The organism is Comamonas sp. NyZ500 (assembly GCF_016772095.1).
Taxonomy (GTDB): domain Bacteria; phylum Pseudomonadota; class Gammaproteobacteria; order Burkholderiales; family Burkholderiaceae_C; genus Comamonas; species Comamonas thiooxydans.
In genome coordinates this window covers 53453-68230 of the sequence record NZ_JAEIJE010000014.1, presented here as the reverse complement: position 1 = coordinate 68230, position 14778 = coordinate 53453, and the positions used below count along the sequence as shown (strand labels likewise).

Here is a 14778-nt window from a genome sequence, read left to right as displayed (position 1 = left end):
CGCTTTGGCAAGGCTTTTTCAACTCCCGCCGGCTCAGCCAGCGCGCAGCGCTGCCTTGAGGCTCTCGCCCAGTTCGGGCTTGTGCGCAAACGGATCCGTCGGGTTGCGGCCCTGAACCACATCTTCCAGGCGCACCTGCACCGAACCCAGGGCCTGCGGGTGGCTGTAGATATAGAACTGGCCCGAGGCCATGGCATCGAACACCTTCTGCGCCACCTCGGTCGCCGTGACCTTGCCCGAGCCCACGGCCTTGTCGGTCATGGCCTGGCCTATCTTCTGGCTGGCCGTCAAAGGCTGCGCCTCCAGGCCCTGGGGACGGTTGCGCTCGCTATGACCTATGCCCGTGGGCACGAAGAAGGGGCAGAGCAGACTGGCACTGACCTGGTCCGAGACCAGGGCCAGGTCCTGGTACAGCGTCTCGGTCAGCGACACCACCGCATGCTTGCTGACGTTGTAGATGCCCATGTTCGGCGGCGCCAGCAGACCCGCCATGCTGGCGGTGTTGACGATATGGCCTTCGAAGGCGGGATCGGCCTTGGCGGCCTCCAGCATCATGGGCGTGAACAGGCGCACGCCATGGATTACGCCCCAGACATTGACGCCCAGCACCCATTGCCAGTCGGCAACGGTGTTTTCCCAGACCAGGCCGCCCGCGCCGACGCCCGCGTTGTTGAAGACAAAGTGCGGCGCACCAAAGGTTTCCTTGACTTCGGCTGCCAGTCGCTCCATCTGCGCCGCATCCGAGACATCGACCCTGCGCGCCAGCACCTTGGCACCGGCAGCCTTGAGCTCGGCCTCGGCCTTGTCCAGCGCCTCCTGCTGCACATCGACCAGCACCAGATTCATGCCTCTGGCGGCTCCGATGCGCGCGCACTCCAGCCCGAAGCCCGAGCCCGCACCAGTCAGAACCGCCGTCTTTCCCGCGAAATTCGTGATCATTCTTATCTCCGGATATTTTTGTATGGGAATAGCGCCTGCAACTGGCGCACTCCAGATCAGACATGCCAAGCAAGAGCCGCCTCGCTGCGGGGCCGCCCCGGCGAAGGCATCGCCCCCCTCCCGCGAAGCGAGAGAGGGGGAAGGCGCGGGGCCGCCCAGGCAAAGCGCCTCAGGGGGTGATGTTTTTTCAGCCTCAGGGGCTTAAATCAGCTTCACCAGTTGCTTGCCGAAGTTCTTGCCCTTGAGCAGGCCCAGGAACGCGCCGGGTGCCGAGGCAAGACCTTGGGAGATCGTCTCGCGCGGCTTGAGCTTGCCGGCTGCCACCAGACCGCCCAGCTCGGTCAGGGCCTCGCCCCAGACTTCCATGTGCTCGCTGACGATAAAGCCTTCGAGCTTGATGCGGTTGACCAGCAGCAGCGCCGGATTGGCCAGCGGCAGGGGCTGGCCGTCATAGCCGGCAATCATTCCGCACAGGGCCACACGCGCAAAGGCATTGGTGCGCAGCAGCACGGCGTCGAAAATATAGCCGCCCACGTTCTCGAAATAGCCGTCGATGCCGTTCGGGCAGGCATCCTTCAAGGCCTTGGCCATGGTCTTGACATCGGGGTGCTCGCGGTAATCGATGCAGGCATCAAAGCCCAGCTCATGCACGGCGTAGCGGCATTTCTCGGCACCGCCCGCAATGCCCACCACGCGGCAGCCACGTGCCTTGGCCAGCGCCACAAAAGCGCTGCCCACGGCACCGGTGGCAGCGCTGACGACCATGGTTTCACCGGCCTTGGGGTTGATGATCTTGACCAGGCCATACCAGGCCGTCACGCCCGGCATGCCCACGGCGCCCAGATAGTAGGACAGCGGCACATGGGTGGTGTCGACCTTGCGCAGCGCGCCGGGCACGCTGGGGTCGAGCAGCGAGTATTCCTGCCAGCCGCCCATGCCGACCACCTTGTCGCCGGCCTTGAACTTGGGGTGGCGGCTCTCGACGATCTCGCCTACCGTGCCGCCCTGCATGACCTCGCCCAGCGGCTGGGGCTGGGCATAGCTCTTGGAGTCGTTCATGCGGCCGCGCATATAGGGGTCCAGGCTCAGATAGTGGTGGCGCACCAGCACCTGGCCCTCGCCCACCGTGGGCAGCGGCGACTGCACCAGCTTGAAATTGCTCTCCACCGCCTCGCCCTGGGGGCGATTGTCCAGAAGGATTTGCTGATTGACCGTCATGTTTCGTCTCCTGTTTGAACTTCAGATTTCATAGCTGCAAGCGCTTGACATGCCTCACACTTGAAGCCGATAACACACAAAACAACGATAGGTAAATCGGTGGCTGCTCATAAAAACAGAGCAACCGATCCGTACTCAATCCGTGGGCAGGGCTTGCAATCCGCCTTCGGCCGTAGGCCTGCGCTTCATGTACTTGAAGGTGCCCGTGGCATGTACGCAGAGTCGGCCCTGTGCATCGTAGATACGGCCTTCGGTAAAAGCCATGGTGCCCGTGCGATGCAGCAGCACGCCCTTGCCCACCAGCGGGCCATTGGCCGCCTGCATGAACGAGGTTTTCATCTCGATGGTGACCACGCCCAGATCGAAATCCACGCTGCGCGCAGCCACGGCCATGGTCACATCCATCAGCGTCATCGAGGCTCCGCCATGGGTGATGCCAAAGGAATTCAGATGTTCGGGACGCGGTGTGAAGTGCAGCTCGGACTCACCGTTCTCCATCTTGTGGAGGGTGAAGCCCAGCTCATGCACAAAGGGAATTTCAGGACCAAATGACAACACCGCGAAACCTTTCAGAAGAGTGATGCGCCGCAAACCGCAGCTGCTGAACCGTGAATGTAAGCGCGGCGGACAGCCTCAGAATGCTGCGCCGCACAAAAAACATGACTCACTCTTCATCCGCCACTATCACACTATCAACCACCGACCAGAGCGCTCACGCCGCCATCCACGGCCATCCACTGGCCCGTGATGTGCTTGCCGGCATCGCTGGCATAGAGCAGCGTCAGGCCCTTGAGATCCTCATCGTCGCCCAGGCGGCGCAGCGGCGCATGGGAGCGCATTTCGTCCTCGCCCAACGTCTCGATCAGCACGGCTGCCATCTTGGTCTTGAAAAAGCCCGGACAGATGGCGTTGACGGTAATGCCGTGCTCGCCCCATTCGCCGGCCAGCGCGCGCGTGAAATTGATGACTGCGCCCTTGGAGGTGTTGTAGGCAATGGTCTTCATGCCCGTGGGATTGCCGCCCAGGCCGGCGATCGAGGCCAGATTGATGATGCGGCCGCTCTTGCGCTCCAGCATGGACAGGCGGGCGATCTGCTGGCTCAGCAGAAAATAGCCGCGCACATTCAGGTTCATCACCTTGTCCCAGGCCGCTGTCGGGTGGTCCTCGGCAGGAGCCCCCCAGCTGGCTCCGGCATTGTTGATCAGAATGTCCACATGGCCGAGACGCTGCACGGCCTCCTTGGCCAGGCGCGTGATATCGGCCTCGTCCGAGCAGTCGGCAGCAATCCAGTCGGCCTCTATGCCAGCGGCCTTGAGCTCGGCTGCGGCCTCTTCCAGATCCTTGGCCTTGCGCGAGCTCAGCAGAATCTTCGCGCCGGCCTCGCCCAGCGCATGCGCCATCTGCAGACCCAGGCCACGCGAGCCGCCGGTCACCAGGGCCGTCTTGCCCGAGAGGTCGAAAAGTTGCTGCACCGTACGTGTCATTCTCATGTCTCCTGTTTGTTTTCAAGGTTCAAACCGGGTGCGCAGTGCCTTGCAAGGCCTGCCCGTCAAAAGCTGCATGAATTGTGCGGGCGCCTCAGGCCCGGTGTTGTCACCTGCGTGTCGGCGCTGTCCCGCAGGTGGCAGAGCCCGCGCTGGCGCGGCTTGCAGGGTCTGCCGGCAGCAGCAAGGCAAAGCGCATCCGGCGCCTTCAATCGGCATCAATCGGCAAACAGCGACTGCGTGCCGCCCCAGGCCCCGCCTTCGATCTCCAGCATGCGCAGCTTGGTCAAAGCGCCCTGACCGCCCGAGAAGCCTCCCGGTGCCCGCCCTGCGGCCAGCACGCGATGGCAGGGAACAATCGGCGCAAACGGATTCGCACCCAGGGCCTGGCCCACGGCGCGCGCAGCACCAGCCTCACCCAGCGCTGCTGCAACTTCGCCATAAGTGCTGGTCCGCCCTGGCGCCAGGGCGCGCGTGAAGGCATAGACCCGGCTGTGAAATGCAGGCACGGCGAACTCGTCGAGTGCAATCTCCTGCAGGTCAGGCAGAACACCAACCGCGCCTTGCACCCTGTCCTGCCGCATATCTCCCAGCACGCCGGCAGCCACGGCCTCTGCGCTGGGCTGCGCCCAGCCCGGCTCGATCTGCGCATTCACTCCAGCCAGCAGACACTGAACCCCGGCCATGGCCTGCACGGCAAAGCCCGGAACAGCGGAGATGGAGGTCACGGCACCATAGGCCGCAGGCCCGCGCTGCGGCTGCAGCGCATGGCGTTTGGACAGACCCAGCAGCATGCGCTCCCGGGTCTCGCCCCAGCTGGCCTCGGGCAGTTGCACGGCGCAGATGGCAGCGGCATTCCAGGCCAGACCACAGACACCGATGCGCGTGACAAACAGGGCATGGCCGGGAAATGGCAACGAAGCAGCGTGATTCATGGCCACAGTCTACAAAACGCAGCCAGAGGTGGCTGTTTAAAAATTTTCCAAGAACTGGATACAAAAACAGTTAATTACTGTATATTTAAACAGTCAAAACACTGTGGATATACGGACATGCAAGAAGCCCATTTCACTGTCTCTCTTTGCGACTACCCCGAGCTGCCCGAGGACAAACGCCAACAGGCCGAGGCACGCTATGCGCGTGTGCTGGCCCGCCAGCTCGGCGGAGAGGAACAGGTCGGACAAGCCCTGTCGCTGGTGCAAGGCCTGGAAGACACCCCGCCCGAAGAAATCACCGACGACGCCAAGCTCACCTTCCAGCGCTGGATGAAAGCCGCCCGCGCCGCGGCCGAAGCCGGCCTGCAAGGCATTGGCGGCACCGAAAGCTGTTTTTTCGATGTGCGGCGCATCTACCACTGAGTGAACGGACGCGGGCGGCGCGAGTCCCGAGGCCGTCAGCGCCGGCCCGGGCCGCCAACCATTGCAAGGGACATGTGCCGCCCTGGCCACCGGAGCTCGCTGCAATGCCTACACTGGCGGCTTGTTTGACCGTGTGACTGTTCTCTCTCCATGCAAGCCCTGCTAGCCGCCATTGCCCAGATGCCCTTTCCCACCGATGCCCAGCGCATCTTTCATGGCCGTGGCGGGCGGTATCCGGGCTGCGAGCAGATCTCGCTGGATGCTTTTGCGCCCGTCATCGTGCTGACCAGCTTTGCACCCATGGAGGAAGTCCAGCTGAGCCAGATTGGTCAGGCGCTGGAGCAGCGCTGGCAGCAGATCGCCCCTGCCGAACTGCCTCTGACCTGGGCCTTCCAGACCCGCGAAAGCGGCGGCAAGGTCGAAACTCGCGTCATGGCCGGCGAGCTGCCCGAGCCGCATGTGGTCACAGAGAACGGCGCCCGCTATCTGATCCATATCGCACGCGGGCAGAACCACGGCCTGTTCCTCGACATGGCCGCCGGCCGCGACTGGGTGCGCCGGCAGGTACTGGCCCATGAGCGGCCCGCGCGCATGAAGGTGCTCAATCTGTTTGCCTATACCTGCGCGTTCTCGGTCGTGGCCAAGCTGGCCGGCGCGGGCCAGGTTCTCAATATGGACATGAGCAAGGGCGCTCTGGCCACGGGTCAGCACAACCATCAGCTCAACGGCGTCAAGGCCGGCGCCAGCTTCGCCGCCCACGATATTTTCAGCAGCTGGGGCAAGATCAACCGCAGCGGACCGTACGACCTGATCGTCGTGGACCCACCCAGCTACCAAAAAGGCAGCTTCATCGCCACCAAGGACTATGCGCGCCTGATGCGCCGCCTGCCCGATCTGCTGGTGCCGGGCGGCCAGGTGCTGCTGTGCCTGAACGCCCCCGAACTCGGCACCGACTTTCTGCGCGAGCAGATGGCGGAAATCGCACCCGAGCTCCAGTTCGTTGAGCGCCTGGCCAACCCGGCCGTATTTGCCGATGTGAACGAAGAGCGCAGCCTCAAGGTCATGGTCTATCGCGCTCCTGCGCTGGCGGCGGACCAGCAGCCATGAGCGAGGGCACAGATCAGGGCCGCAGCCGGCCTCTGCAGCCCGTGGACCCGGCTCTGGCACGCACGCTGCAGCGCTTTGCCCGGCTCGATGCGGAGACGCCGACCCCGCAGCTCGACTATGTGCAACGCCGGCGTCTGCTCAGCGAGCTGCAGGCAGGGCTGATTCGCTCGGCCCTGCCCGGCATTTCCAGGGCCGAGCATTTCGTGGCGGCCGAGGGCCGCGAGATCTGCGTGCGCAGCTATCGCAAGCAAGGTGCGGGCAGCGGCCGGACGCTGGTCTGGCTGCATGGCGGCGGCTGGATGGTGGGCGATCTCAACACCCATGACGACCTGTGCGAGCATCTGACCCAATTTAGCGGTCATACCGTGCTGTCCGTGCATTACCGCCGCACGCCCGAGAGCCGCTTTCCCGCGCCGCTGGACGATGTGATGGCCGTGCTGCAGTGGCTGAGCGATATGCGCGGGCTGCTGCCTTTTGCGGCAAAGCAGGTCCTGCTCGGAGGCGATAGCGCTGGCGCCCATCTGGCACTGGCAGCGGCCGTACGCCAGATTCAGCAACCCACCGATGCCTCCCGCATCGCAGGCCTGCTGCTGCTCTACCCGCCGCTTGAGCCCGATCAGGACAATGACAGCATGCGCTGCTTTGCCACGGGCTTCGGGCTCACGCCCGCCGCCATGCAGCGCTACTGGCAGGAACTGGGCAGGCCCGAGGGCCAGGCCTCGCAATGGCTGACGCCGGGCTGCTGCAGCGCAGCCATCGCTGCCTTGCCGCCCACGCTTCTGATGACGGCCAGCCACGATATTCTGCGCGACGAGGCCGAAGCCTTTGCCCATGCAGCCCAGGCCCTGGGCGCACCGCTGCAGCTTTTGCGCGCGCCGGCCATGGTCCACGGCTTTGCGCGCATGCTGGCTGCCAGCCCGGCGGCGCGCCAGCAGGTCGAGCTCGCCTGCTCGGCCTGGGCGGAACTAATAGGCCGCCAACGTCCTCAGAGCAAATAAGCTTTGCTCTCCAGACGGGTAGCGGCATGGCCGTGCAGGTGTACGCTGCACGGCGCCAGGCGCCGCCCCGCCCCGCCCCGCCCCTTTCAAACACAGTACCTCGACGCTGATGCATCAAGCATCCGACGCTCGTCGCCATATCTTTCTTAGTCATGAGTCCAACTTCCGCCACCCCACAACAACTGATGCGCCTGGCCGTGGACCTGGCCCATGCCAACCGCCTCAAGGGCGGCCGCCCGTTCGGCGCCGTGCTCGCCCAGGGAAATGAAGTCGTTGCCACCGGCGTCAACGAAATCATTGCCAGCCACGACCCCAGCACCCATGCCGAAATGCAGGCCATACGCGCGGGCACGCAAAAACGCGCCAACCCCAGCCTGGCAGGCCTGTCCATCTATGCCAGCGGCCACCCCTGCCCCATGTGCCTGGCCGCCCTGGTCATGAATGGCGCCGAACAGGTGTTCTTCGCCTTCGACAACCAAGACGCCGCGCCTTACGGCTTGTCCAGCGAGGGGACCTACCAGCGCCTGCGCCTGTCGCTGACGCCGCAGCCGCTGCCCATCACCCGCATCGACACCGGCATCCGCGCGGCCCAGCTCTATGGGGATGAGGCCTGGCCCGTCGCCTGATCCTCGTTGCCGCCAAAACCATAGCAACAAACCGGGCTGCCCAGGACGAGCGGCGCGCACACCGGCGCGCCGCAGCGCAGCCAGCCCCCGAGCTTCATGACATCGACATCTTCCCGAACACACCGCGTGCCACCATTGCTGTGGCTGGCCGTGGTGATACTGGTCACCATCAATCTGCGCCCCTTTCTGACGGCTCCGGGCCCCTTGGCACCGACCATACAGCAGGCCACGGGCATGGATTTGCGCAGCTTTTCCTGGCTCACGCTGCTGCCCATGGCGCTGATGGGCATTGGTGGCTGGCTCGCTCCCACGGCATTGCGACGCTGGGGCGCGCGCGCCGCCATTTGCGCCTCGTTGCTGCTGATTGCGCTGGGCTGCGCCCTGCGCCTGACGCCTGCAGGAGCTGCGACCGGCAGTCTGCTGATCGTCACGGCCGGCCTCTGCGGCGCGGGCGTGGCGCTGGCACAAAGCATTCTGCCGGGGCTGATCAAGCGCCAGTCTCCCCACAACGTGGCGCCCATGATGGGCCTGTATTCAGCCGCGCTCATGGGCGGCGGTGCACTCAGCGCCCAGCTCTCGCCCATGGCCATGCAGCTGGGTCTGAGCTGGCAGGCTTCGCTGGCCATCTGGGCCATCCCAGTGCTGCTGGCATTGCCGCTGGCCTGGCATGCGCTGACGCTGATGCACGAGCCCGTTGCCCCTGCACCCTCCGTGCCGCTGGTACAAGCCGACAGCGACACCGGCTGGCTGCTGCGCCGTGGCCGCACATGGCTGCTGCTGATCAGCTTCGGCCTGATGAACGGCGGTTATGGCTCCACCGTTGCCTGGCTCGCTCCGTTCTATCAAACCCATGGCTGGACGGCCACGCAAAGCGGCTCGCTGCTGGCCATCTTGTCCATTGCGCAGGCCGCATCGGCGTTGGCCATGCCCGCTCTCGCGCGCCGCAGCCTGGACCGTCGCTGCTGGCTCATGCTAGCCTTGCTGCTGCAGATCATCGGCTTTGCCGGCCTCGGGCTCTGGCCCGATGCCATGCCCACACTCAATGCCATCGTGCTGGGTCTGGGTCTGGGCGGCTGCTTTTCGCTCTTCATGCTGGTGGCGCTGGACCATCTGCCATCGCCCACACAGGCCGGTGCCCTCAACTCGCTGATGCAGGGCGGCGGCTTCATCCTCGCCGCACTGGCCCCTCTGGTCATGGCACAGCTGCACCAGATCAGCGACAGCTGGATGACGGGCTGGCTTTATCAGGCCGGCGTCGCCGCGCTGGTCTGCCTGCTGGTGACACGCTTCAACCCCCAGGGCTACCCGCAAGCCATGCAACAGCCTTGAGCACGGCATTGCGATCCCCAAAAAAAGGGCCTGGAAACTTCCAGGCCCTTTTTCCTTTTCGTTTTTGCGCGGACTACTCGTTGACCAGCAGTTGCAGCCCATGCGCCTCGGTCGGCAAGGGTACCTCCCATCGGTGCAACATGCCCAGCAATGCGGCATTGCCGAGCGTGGTGTCGCGCTTGCTGTTACGCGCCAGCAAAGTGGACCTGCTTGCCTCCAGATGCACCAGTTCCACCTGCGCGCCATAGGCCAGGCACAGGTCCAGCGTCTTGCCGCGCATCTGCCTGGACAGATGCGTGGCATTCCAGACAAAAGCGGCCTTGGCGCGCAGCAGGCTTTTGGCCTTGTCCACGGCATGATGGGCCGCAGCGCCCTCGTTCTCGCCGTGGCGCAGGCCCAGTTCGGTGCGCGCATCGTCAAACGACACCACGGGCAGGCCCGCATGATGCTGGGCCACCCAGTGGTTCTTGCCCGATGCAGGCAGACCGCACATGACGATGACGCGCGAGCCCGGCTCTTCGTGCAAGGCGTAGTCCGGGTGCAACTCGGCACCGCGGAAATAGCGCACTGCCGTCTCGGCCGAAGCAAAGCTGCGCGGCTTGCGCAAACAGCCCTCTTCCAGCGCAAGCTCCCTGAACAGCTCGATATTCACCAGCACATTGCCCACATCGGGGCAGATGCGGCCGCGAATATCGGCACGGGCCAGCAGCACCAGCAAATGCAGATCAACCTGCCAGGACAGCTCTCTGACCATGAACTCGGGCGAGACGCCTCGGCGCGAATCGGCAAAGGCGAAGAACGGCACCTGATGCACTGCAATCAGGCGGCAGACCGCCTCGCGCCGGGCCACGGGCGCGCCAGCCTCCCAGAGCATGAGCCGCGCATCCAGCGCCCCACGGCGCGAATGGCCGGGTTGCGAGATGCGACCGTCGTCGGCTATCTGCGTGGTCGAGCACTTGGCGACATCGTGCAGCAGCGCGGCCAGAAAGACCGTCTCGCGCTCCTCGTTGGTGAGCTCTGCATAGTCGCCGTCCTGCAGCAGCTCGGTCACCACCATCTGCGTATGCGTCCAGACATCGCCTTCGGCATGGTAGATCGGATCTTGCGGCGTGGTCTTGGCCAGCTCAAGTTGCGGAAAAGCCTCCAGGCAGGCCGCCCAGTCCACCGCATGGTGAGCGGAATGCGGCACCAGGGCCGCGATCTGTTTCCAGCTCCACATAAATTCTCCTTTCACCGCAGCCTCCTCATGAAAACCACGGTTTTGATAGCTATCAACGCTTGTTGGACAAGCCTCACCAGCTTTTTTGAATCTTGTTGGCAAAGATATCGACGCCTGTGCGCAGACCGTTGGCGACAATGGGCCGCTCGCTGTGGTGCGAGCCCGACTCCAGGATCACCTGCACGAAGTCGGAGCGCACGAACTTGTAGCGCTCCACGGTCTGGCCGTTTTCCTCGACCTTGATGTACAGACCTTCGGCCAGCTCGGATCGGTCGGTCTGGCGCCAGGCCAGCGGCAGATCCAGCTTCTGTCTTTGCACCTGATCCTCGAACATCGCCTTCCAGCCTGTGCTGCGCCCCAGGGACGGTGTCAGCAATGCCAGCAAATCCTGCATGCGCCTCGGTGCAATGCCCGCGTAGAGCACGGGCACGGACACCACGGGCACACCGTCCAACAGCGCGTGGCGCTGCGGCGTGTCCAGAAACTGCTGCGCCGAGCGGTCCCAGATGTCGAACTCGCAAAACCAGTGCGGCAAGGCGTCGTAGTACAGAGAGTGCTTGGCATACAGCCATTCGCCATACATCACATAGCGATCGTCCAGCAGCGCCATCAGCGCGCTCTCATGGGCTCGGGCCCATTGCTTGTAGGCGTTGAACTGACGCTCGCGCCCGCCCATCTGATCGGCTTGCAGATAGTGGCCGCGCGACTGCAGCAGCAAGCTGCCGTCGGCACCAAAGCTCAGCGCCGCATTGGCGCCGTCCAGCTTTTCCTCGACCACGATATGGCGGCCGGCCAGCGCTTCATAAGGCACGGCATCTGCCTGATCGCCGATCTGCAGCCGCGAGCCACGCAGATGCGGCGTGCGCGGATATTTGAGGATCTCCAGATTGAATAGATGTGGTGAAGTCATGTTGTGCTTTCCTAAAAGGGAATAAGCCACGCGCAAAAAAGGCGCGGCAGACAAATCAAGGACATGGACAGCGCCGCTCTCCGCTGCCATCGGAAAAAGACAGAACCCAAGCCGCCAAGCAAAGAGCCGGCCTGGAGTTCAGAGAGTGGGAGGAGCTTGGAGCCTGAATGCAATTCAGGCCAGAGACGCCAAGCAGGAAGATTGCCGCCCTTCACAGAGCGGGAGTTCCACACCGCAGCGCACACGCGAGAAGGATCAGCGTGTGACGAAGTCGTTTAGCTCAAACGAATACGGCGGGACATGGTGCACCTCGAAAATGAGAGCGAATAGCGCAGGTGGAGCAAGGCTGGCGAGTGTATTTGCTTGCAAGCCCAACTGCCAAGCGCTTGACCGAAACTTGTTGCGCAAAGAACACGAAACGGTTTCACAGAGATGAAACAGAGGCTGGTTACAAATCGTAGTTTTCTTCCTGCACCTGCCAAACTCTCAATGACATCTGCACAGACCTTGCGCCAACCTCTTCTGATTTCCCTGATCGCAGCCGCTGCCCTGGCCGCCTGTGGTGGCGGTGACAACAACACGAACAACACCACACCAGCGCCTGCTCCGATTCCTGAAGTCCCGGCACCGGCACCCGAGCCCGAGAAGACGCCCACCTCGCTCACGCTGGAGAAAATCGGCAGCTATCAGTCGGGCATTTTTCTGCAGAGCGCCGCCGAAATTACGGCTTTCGATCCCGTCACCAAGCGCGGCTTTGTGGTCAACGCCCAAAAGGGTGCGCTCGACGTGCTGGACATGAGCAACCCCGCCGCACCGCGCATGCTGGCCAGCCTGGATGCCACAAAGCTCTCGCTGGGTGCGGGGGCCTCCATCAACAGCGTGGCCGTGCATGGCGGCCTGGTGGCTGCAGCCGTGCAGGCATCGGTCAAGACGGACAAGGGCATGGTCGTCATCTATGACGCCGACAAGCTCGGCGTGATCGCCGAAGTGCCCGTGGGCGCCCTGCCCGATATGCTGACCTTCACCCCCGACGGCAAGACCATTCTGGTCGCCAACGAGGGCGAGCCCAGCGATGACTACCAGATCGACCCCGAAGGCTCGATCAGCGTGATCGATGTGAGCACGCCCGCCAAGCCCGTGGCGCGCACTGCCGACTTCAAGGCCTTCAACAGCCAGAAGGCGCAGTTGCTGGCCAAGGGCGTGCGCATCTTCGGCCCGACCGCAGACGGCCTGGGAACGGCCGCCGTGGCCAATGACCTGGAGCCCGAATACATTGCCGTGGCCCCGGACGGCAAGACGGCCTGGGTGACGCTGCAGGAAAACAATGCGCTGGCCATCGTGGACATCGCCAGCGCCACCGTGACCGATGTGGTGGCTCTGGGCTTCAAGGATCATGGCGCGGCCGGCAACGAGCTGGACTTCGCCGACAGCGACGGCAAGAGCCCGGTCATCAACATCACCCAGGCCGCCAATGTGTTTGGCATGTACCAGCCCGACTCCATCGCCGCCTACAAGGCCGCCGACGGTGCGACCTATCTGGTCACTGCCAACGAAGGCGATGCACGCGCCTGGGGTGAAGGCAACAAGAGCTATTTCGGCACGGCCGCCGACAAGACGGCTGGCACCCCGGCCACGGCGGGCGATATGAGCAAGGGCTTTGTGGAAGAGTGGCGCATCAAGCACCTGGTGCACAAGGACGGCTTTCTGCGCCGCGCGGGCGACGATCTGCCTGCCCATCTGGCTCAGCTGGCCAGCGGCGCCTATCTGAATGCCAGCAACTTTGCCTGGTGCGGTGCGGTCGGCACAGACCCCAAGACCTGCCGCGACGATGACAAACTGGGCCGCCTCAAGGTCACCTGGACCATGGGCTACCAGACCGACAGCAGCGGCAACCCCGTCAAGGATGGCAAGGGCCACCTGACCTATGACAGGCTATACGCCTATGGCGGCCGCTCCATCTCCATCTGGGATGCCAGGGGCAAGCAGGTCTGGGACTCTGGCGCGGCCATCGAAAAATTCATCGCCAGCCCCGAATGCAAGCTGGGCGCCAGACGTGACATTGCCTGCGCCACCTACTTCAACACCGGTCATGACGAAACGGCCAGGCTCGATGCGCGCAGCAGCGCCAAGGGTCCCGAGCCCGAAGGACTGACCGTGGGCCAGATCGGCAGCAAGACCTTTGTCTTTGTGGGGCTGGAGCGCATGGGAGGCATTCTGGTGTTCGACATCACCGACCCCAAGGCACCCAAGCAGATCGACTATCTGAACACTCGCGAAAACTGGACCGCCAGCTTTGACAGCAAATCCGCGCTGGCAGGCACTGCACTCAGCGATGTGGGCGATCTGGGCCCCGAAGGCCTGCACTTCATTTCTGCCGCCAAGTCACCCAACGGCAAACCCTTGCTGATGGTGGGCAACGAGGTCAGCGGCACCACGGCCATCTACCAGCTCAATCTGCAATATTGAAACCTGCAGACAAGCAATCGCTTTCATGCCAGGCCCCGTCCCCACGGGGCTTTTTGCTATTCAAATCAAGCAAAGACTGCACCGAGGGTTTCTCAATTACGTAACAATAAGCGCCAGCGGTCGGTGTACCGCCTATGGGTTCCCATTCGCCGCAAGCCAGACGCTTGCGACCTACTAAACCGCCGTGTATCCGGACGGCGGTGGCTTTTTGAACGGAGCACTTAATGACGCACTCTTTCGCTCGCCGCCAGGCGCTGCGCGGCTTGGCCGTGGCAGCTCTCGCCTCCTCCTCCCTGCTGTCCGCAGCGCATGCAGACACCCCCGCCGTGCTGCGCGTCTCGGCCATTCCCGACGAGGCACCGACCGAGCTGCAGCGCAAGTTCAAGCCCCTGGGCGAATATCTCTCCCAGGCCACCGGCATGAAGGTGGTGTTCACCCCCGTTTCCGACTACGCGGCCGTGGTCGAGTCCCTGGCCACCAAAAAGCTGGACCTGGCCTGGCTGGGCGGTTTCACCTATGTGCAGGCCAAGATCCGCACCAACGGCACGGCCATCCCCATTGTGCAGCGGGCCGAAGATGCGGTCTTCACCAGCAAGTTCATCACGGCCGACCCCGCCATCAAGACGCTGGCCGACCTCAAGGGCAAGACCTTTGCCTTCGGCGCCCCTTCGTCCACCTCGGGCAGCCTGATGCCGCGCTTCTTCCTGCAGCAGGACGGCCTGAATCCCGAAAAAGACTTCAAGACCGTGGCCTACTCGGGCGCGCATGACGCCACCGTGGCCTTTGTGGCCGCAGGCAAGGCCGAGGCCGGCGTGCTCAACACTTCGGTGTGGGACAAGCTGGTCGAATCCAAGAAGGTGGACACCAGCAAGGTGCGCGTGTTCGCCACGACGCCCACCTACTTTGACTACAACTGGACGGTGCGCGGCGACCTGGACCCAGCCATCGTCAAGAAACTGACTGCAGCCTTCCTGGCACTGGACCCCAGCAAGCCAGAGCACAAGGCCATCATGGACCTGCAGCGCGCCTCCAAGTTCATCGCCACCGACTCCAAGAACTACGACGGCATCGAAGCTGCCGCCAAGTCCGCCGGTCTGCTGAAGTAAGAAATTCAGCTTTTTTGA

At 63.7% G+C, this 14778-nt stretch carries 14 protein-coding genes; 7 read left to right on the top strand and 7 right to left on the bottom strand.

Annotated elements, in window-relative coordinates; genetic code table 11:
• Window positions 1-33: 33 nt before the first annotated feature.
• The 5 genes from JAO85_RS18765 to JAO85_RS18745 all read right to left on the bottom strand — a co-directional run bounded on the left by JAO85_RS18765 (window position 34) and on the right by JAO85_RS18745 (window position 4576).
• Window positions 34-939 carry an SDR family oxidoreductase gene (locus JAO85_RS18765; RefSeq protein WP_012838706.1) on the bottom strand — a complete coding sequence of 302 codons (906 nt, stop codon included), beginning with the start codon at window positions 937-939 and terminating at the stop codon, window positions 34-36.
• A 201-nt stretch (window positions 940-1140) separates the two neighbouring features.
• The gene (locus JAO85_RS18760; protein WP_012838707.1) at window positions 1141-2157 is read right to left on the bottom strand and encodes an NADP-dependent oxidoreductase; all 1017 of its coding nucleotides are present in this window, start codon (window positions 2155-2157) and stop codon (window positions 1141-1143) included.
• A 135-nt stretch (window positions 2158-2292) separates the two neighbouring features.
• On the bottom strand, window positions 2293-2715 hold the full coding sequence (locus JAO85_RS18755) for a PaaI family thioesterase (protein ID WP_202788720.1): 423 nt from the start codon (window positions 2713-2715) through the stop codon (window positions 2293-2295).
• 134 nt (window positions 2716-2849) lie between these two features.
• Window positions 2850-3641: an SDR family oxidoreductase gene (locus JAO85_RS18750; protein WP_003062433.1), complete on the bottom strand. Its 792-nt coding sequence runs from the start codon at window positions 3639-3641 to the stop codon at window positions 2850-2852.
• Between the two features lie 218 nt (window positions 3642-3859).
• A complete protein-coding gene (locus tag JAO85_RS18745; RefSeq protein WP_202788719.1) occupies window positions 3860-4576 on the bottom strand; it encodes a methylated-DNA--[protein]-cysteine S-methyltransferase in 717 nt (238 codons plus the stop codon).
• A gap of 117 nt (window positions 4577-4693) precedes the next feature.
• Here JAO85_RS18745 and JAO85_RS18740 point away from each other — a divergent pair, with 117 nt between their 5' ends.
• The 5 genes from JAO85_RS18740 (at window position 4694) to JAO85_RS18720 (ending at window position 9059) form a co-directional block, all read left to right on the top strand.
• Window positions 4694-4999, top strand: a complete 306-nt coding sequence (locus JAO85_RS18740; RefSeq protein ID WP_012838710.1) for a hypothetical protein — start codon at window positions 4694-4696, stop codon at window positions 4997-4999.
• A 150-nt stretch (window positions 5000-5149) separates the two neighbouring features.
• Window positions 5150-6106: a class I SAM-dependent methyltransferase gene (locus tag JAO85_RS18735; RefSeq protein ID WP_202788718.1), complete on the top strand. Its 957-nt coding sequence runs from the start codon at window positions 5150-5152 to the stop codon at window positions 6104-6106.
• On the top strand, window positions 6103-7104 hold the full coding sequence (locus JAO85_RS18730) for an alpha/beta hydrolase fold domain-containing protein (protein ID WP_202788717.1): 1002 nt from the start codon (window positions 6103-6105) through the stop codon (window positions 7102-7104). Before JAO85_RS18735 ends, JAO85_RS18730 begins: the two co-directional genes overlap by 4 nt.
• Before the next feature lie 185 nt (window positions 7105-7289).
• Entirely contained in the window at window positions 7290-7730 is a 441-nt protein-coding gene (locus JAO85_RS18725) for a nucleoside deaminase (RefSeq protein ID WP_034391996.1), read from the top strand.
• Window positions 7731-7826: 96 nt separating this feature from the next.
• The gene (locus tag JAO85_RS18720) at window positions 7827-9059 is read left to right on the top strand and encodes a cyanate transporter (RefSeq protein ID WP_041744181.1); all 1233 of its coding nucleotides are present in this window, start codon (window positions 7827-7829) and stop codon (window positions 9057-9059) included.
• A 73-nt stretch (window positions 9060-9132) separates the two neighbouring features.
• On the opposite strand, the gene JAO85_RS18715 is transcribed toward JAO85_RS18720, so the two are convergent.
• Together JAO85_RS18715 and JAO85_RS18710 are read right to left on the bottom strand one after the other, a co-directional pair.
• Window positions 9133-10278: an AAA family ATPase gene (locus JAO85_RS18715; protein WP_202788716.1), complete on the bottom strand. Its 1146-nt coding sequence runs from the start codon at window positions 10276-10278 to the stop codon at window positions 9133-9135.
• Window positions 10279-10351: 73 nt separating this feature from the next.
• Window positions 10352-11188: an RNA ligase family protein gene (locus JAO85_RS18710; protein ID WP_012838716.1), complete on the bottom strand. Its 837-nt coding sequence runs from the start codon at window positions 11186-11188 to the stop codon at window positions 10352-10354.
• A gap of 489 nt (window positions 11189-11677) precedes the next feature.
• Between JAO85_RS18710 and JAO85_RS18705 the strand changes: the two genes are divergently transcribed.
• Together JAO85_RS18705 and JAO85_RS18700 are read left to right on the top strand one after the other, a co-directional pair.
• A complete protein-coding gene (locus JAO85_RS18705; protein WP_039048937.1) occupies window positions 11678-13654 on the top strand; it encodes a choice-of-anchor I family protein in 1977 nt (658 codons plus the stop codon).
• A gap of 224 nt (window positions 13655-13878) precedes the next feature.
• Entirely contained in the window at window positions 13879-14760 is an 882-nt protein-coding gene (locus JAO85_RS18700) for a putative selenate ABC transporter substrate-binding protein (protein ID WP_034406087.1), read from the top strand.
• Window positions 14761-14778: the final 18 nt, after the last annotated feature.

Bases quoted from the DNA above. Each gene is read 5' to 3' on its own strand.
- JAO85_RS18765 (WP_012838706.1), bottom strand. From the start codon at position 939: ATGATCACGAATTTCGCGGGAAAGACGGCGGTTCTGACTGGTGCGGGC.
- JAO85_RS18760 (WP_012838707.1), bottom strand. From the start codon at position 2,157: ATGACGGTCAATCAGCAAATCCTTCTGGACAATCGCCCCCAGGGCGAG.
- JAO85_RS18750 (WP_003062433.1), bottom strand. From the start codon at position 3,641: ATGACACGTACGGTGCAGCAACTTTTCGACCTCTCGGGCAAGACGGCC.
- JAO85_RS18745 (WP_202788719.1), bottom strand. From the start codon at position 4,576: ATGAATCACGCTGCTTCGTTGCCATTTCCCGGCCATGCCCTGTTTGTC.
- JAO85_RS18740 (WP_012838710.1), top strand. From the start codon at position 4,694: ATGCAAGAAGCCCATTTCACTGTCTCTCTTTGCGACTACCCCGAGCTG.
- JAO85_RS18735 (WP_202788718.1), top strand. From the start codon at position 5,150: ATGCAAGCCCTGCTAGCCGCCATTGCCCAGATGCCCTTTCCCACCGAT.
- JAO85_RS18730 (WP_202788717.1), top strand. From the start codon at position 6,103: ATGAGCGAGGGCACAGATCAGGGCCGCAGCCGGCCTCTGCAGCCCGTG.
- JAO85_RS18725 (WP_034391996.1), top strand. From the start codon at position 7,290: ATGCGCCTGGCCGTGGACCTGGCCCATGCCAACCGCCTCAAGGGCGGC.
- JAO85_RS18720 (WP_041744181.1), top strand. From the start codon at position 7,827: ATGACATCGACATCTTCCCGAACACACCGCGTGCCACCATTGCTGTGG.
- JAO85_RS18715 (WP_202788716.1), bottom strand. From the start codon at position 10,278: ATGTGGAGCTGGAAACAGATCGCGGCCCTGGTGCCGCATTCCGCTCAC.
- JAO85_RS18710 (WP_012838716.1), bottom strand. From the start codon at position 11,188: ATGACTTCACCACATCTATTCAATCTGGAGATCCTCAAATATCCGCGC.
- JAO85_RS18705 (WP_039048937.1), top strand. From the start codon at position 11,678: ATGACATCTGCACAGACCTTGCGCCAACCTCTTCTGATTTCCCTGATC.
- JAO85_RS18700 (WP_034406087.1), top strand. From the start codon at position 13,879: ATGACGCACTCTTTCGCTCGCCGCCAGGCGCTGCGCGGCTTGGCCGTG.